The 3,442-nt window shown below is 59.5% G+C and carries 4 protein-coding genes; all 4 read left to right on the top strand.

Going from position 1 to position 3,442, the window contains the following annotated elements:
* The coding region (gene ftsY / locus V6C07_RS03185; RefSeq protein ID WP_333534929.1) for a signal recognition particle-docking protein FtsY at positions 1-1,178 on the top strand (1,178 nt) is incomplete at its 5' end.
* Between the two features lie 1,081 nt (positions 1,179-2,259).
* Positions 2,260-2,577 carry a 30S ribosomal protein S10 gene (rpsJ, locus tag V6C07_RS03180; RefSeq protein ID WP_022658146.1) on the top strand — a complete coding sequence of 106 codons (318 nt, stop codon included), beginning with the start codon at positions 2,260-2,262 and terminating at the stop codon, positions 2,575-2,577.
* Between the two features lie 12 nt (positions 2,578-2,589).
* Positions 2,590-3,219: a 50S ribosomal protein L3 gene (gene rplC / locus V6C07_RS03175; RefSeq protein WP_333534928.1), complete on the top strand. Its 630-nt coding sequence runs from the start codon at positions 2,590-2,592 to the stop codon at positions 3,217-3,219.
* A gap of 11 nt (positions 3,220-3,230) precedes the next feature.
* Positions 3,231-3,442 (top strand): 50S ribosomal protein L4 (rplD, locus tag V6C07_RS03170; RefSeq protein WP_333534927.1); only part of this gene is annotated, 212 nt, incomplete at its 3' end.

Below are 3,442 nucleotides of genomic sequence, written 5' to 3'. Positions count from 1 at the left end.
TGCGTGAGGCCGCGCCGCGCCTTTCTGTCTGGCTGGGCATCGTGCTGGAGGGCGTGGACGAAACCGGTGATCTTTTGTGGCAGCGCCTTTCTTTTCTGCTTGGCGCGCTGGAAGCTCCGCCCCACGAGGCGCAGGCTTTTGTGGACGATTTCCGCGACTGGACGCAGCGCATGGATTACCGGCAGGTGGACGAATTCCGTTCGGAATTGCAGTACCGCCTTGCCCTTGCCCTTGATCTGGAAGACGAAGAAGACGAGCGCAGCCGTCTTTTCATCAAGATCACCGAAGGGCTGGCCCGCACGCGCGAACAGTTCGCACGCGGGCTGGACGCTCTTTTCTCCGGACATGGCGAACTTGACGATGCCTTCTGGGAAGAGCTGGAAGAGCTTTTTATCATGGCCGACCTGGGCTACGAGCCGTCTCTGGAGCTTGTGGAGCGCCTTAAGGAGCGCGCCCGCAAGGAAAAAGTGACCGAAGCCTCCGGCATGCGCGCTTTGCTCATGGCCGAAGTGGAGGAAATTTTTCGCGCGCCGCGCCGCATTGCCGCCGTCAACCCGCCTGAGGTGGTGCTGATGATCGGCGTAAACGGCGTGGGAAAAACCACCACCATAGCAAAGCTGGCCCACCGCGCCCGCATGCAGGGCAAAAAGGTCATGATTGCCGCCGCCGACACCTTCCGCGCTGCTGCCATAGAGCAGCTTCAGGTGTGGGCCGGGCGTGTGGGAGCGCTTTTTCATGCCAAGTCCGCCGGAGCGGACCCTGCGTCTGTGGCCTATGAAGCTATGGATCGCGCCGTCAGGGAAGGGGTGGACATTCTTTTTGTGGATACGGCGGGCCGTTTGCAGACCAAGGTCAATCTTATGGAAGAACTGACCAAGATCCGTCAGGTGCTGGGCAAAAAACATCCCGGCGCGCCCCATCGCAGCATTCTGGTCATTGACGCCACCACGGGGCAGAATGCCCTGTCGCAGACAAAGCTGTTTAAAGAGGCGGCCGGGGTGGACGAACTCATCCTGACCAAGCTGGACGGCACGGCCAAGGGCGGCGTTGCCGTAGCGGTAGCCATGCAGTACCATCTGCCCATCACGTTTGTGGGCCTTGGCGAAAAGATGGAAGACCTGCGTCCCTTCAATGGCGAGGACTACGCCCGCGCCCTGCTGGGGCAGAAAGAAGAATAAGGATGGCGTTGCGCGCGAGGGGCAGCCCTCATGCCGTTGACGGCATGTACATGCGCCACCGGCGGGAGCGCGAAGCTCCGGTGTAATGATATAAAAGCGGCCCGGCCTTTTACAGGTCGTGCCGCTTTTGACGTGCCGGAGTCCGGCGGCGGGCGGCGCTGAGAGCGGTAAACTGGCCGGGACGGAAAGGCCCGGTTCCTTCGCCAGGGTGAGGCGCAGTTGGGTGCTGAATGCCTGATCGTCCGTGAGAACGATGACGTCCCGCCCTCTTTGGTTATATAGTTGATGACAGTATCCTGATAGGATGTCTGCCGGGCTTTCAGGGCCGGGCCGGACGCCATGACCTCTCCTTTGGGATTCAAAAGAACAAAACGGCCGGGATCGGCCGTGAAAACAGCGAAAGTTTTTTCTTCCGATGCGGGCGAGCCGGTATTCCTGAATTGTATTGGCTCATGCGTAGTTTTTTAGTGTGTTGCCAAGCGAGCCCGTTAGAGGCAAAAACAAAAAATATGGCAAAAAGCCTTGACGCCGCGGCGTTGGTTGGCTAGAACAACGCTTGCCCATCAAGACAGGTGTCTTCTGTGGGCATTTCCCTGGACGGCAGGGAAGGGCAGGTTGAGCCTGCTCTGCTGCACCTGGCGCGGTCATCACGGCCGCACAGGATTTGACATGTGCAGGCGTTACCAGATGCCGGACAATGTCGAGCCGTTCCAGCCCAAGACGGATCCCACCGCTGCCCCGGAGGCGCGCGTGACCCGGGGCTGTAAGGTAGAGGGGTATACCCCTCATTTGGTGACCCTGCGGGACCGCCTTGCCACCTTTTCTTTGGTGGCCTGGCCTGGGCGACGCCGGGGAGCATCATGCGGATGATGCAGGCGCGTTCAGGCGTCCAAAATCTTCCGATTTCCTGATTATCAGGCATGATGCGCGCATTAGCGCAGCCCCCTTACGTTGCTCCGTTCCGTCCCTTCCAGGGTGAGGTCGGCCTTCGGGCCATACTTCATGGCCCGCGTATGCTGTGAAGAAGCCCGCACTGCCGGTGGTCGGCGGGTGGGATGTTTTTGCAAACGGAGTAGGCAAAATGACGACAGTTAGCAGCGATCGCATTCGGATCAAGCTCAAAGCCTACGATTACCGCATACTGGATAAAGCCGTTGCGGAAATCGTGGATACGGCGCGCAATACGGGTGCTGGAGTGGCAGGGCCAATCCCTCTGCCCACCAACATCCATAAGTACACCGTCCAGCGTTCCGTGCACGTGGACAAAAAGTCCCGTGAACAGTTTGAGATGCGTATCCACAAGCGCCTTATGGATATTCTGGAACCCACGCAGCAGACCGTCGACGCGCTGGGCAAGCTTTCCTTGCCCGCCGGTGTGGACGTGGAAATCAAGCTCTAGCGAGAGGCAGTCATGGCTGAGAAAATGGGAATTTTGGGTCGCAAACTCGGTATGACCCGCATATTTGACGGTAGCGGCGCAGCCGTACCCGTCACGGTGATTGAGGCAGGGCCTTGCCCCGTCACCCAGGTCAAGACCGCGGATTCCGACGGCTATAACGCCGTGCAGATCGCGCTGACCAACGCCAAGGAAAAGCATGTGAGCAAGGCCATGCAGGGCCACTTTGCCAAGGCTGGCAAGGGCCTCTTCCGCCATCTGCGCGAAATCCGTCTTACGGCTGCTCCTGAGCAGGAACTGGGACAGGAACTTACCGTTGAAATGTTCGCTGCCGGCGACACCGTAAAGGTGACCGGCAAGAGCGTGGGTAAGGGCTACCAGGGCCGCATGCGCCGCTGGAACTTTGCCGGTTCCAAGGATACGCACGGCTGCGAAAAGGTGCACCGCAACAACGGCTCCATCGGTAACAACACTTTTCCCGGCCGCGTGTTCAAGGGCCGGAAAATGGCCGGACACTGGGGCAATGAAACCGTTACGGAAATGGGCCTGACCATCGTCGACGTGCGTCCTGAAGACAACGTCATCCTGGTCAAAGGTTCCGTGCCCGGCCCCAAGAACGGGCTGGTGCTGATCCGCAAGCAGTAGAGGAAGCAGCAATGGCTACCGTGAAAGTATTTGACCAGAACAAGCAGGAAAGCGGTGAAGTTACGCTGGCTTCCGACGTGTTCGAAATCGAGGTGAGGCCCGAAATCCTCAACCTCGTGGCACGCGCGCAAATGGCGGCCAAACGCGCCGGGACGCACAATGTCAAAACCCGCGCCTTTGTTTCCGGCGGCGGCGCCAAGCCCTGGAAGCAGAAGGGTACCGG

This window comes from Desulfovibrio sp. 1214_IL3152 (assembly GCF_036763055.1).
Classification (GTDB): Bacteria; Desulfobacterota; Desulfovibrionia; order Desulfovibrionales; family Desulfovibrionaceae; genus Desulfovibrio.
Note: the sequence above shows the minus strand (reverse complement) of the source record. Positions and strands in the feature narration are given on the sequence as shown.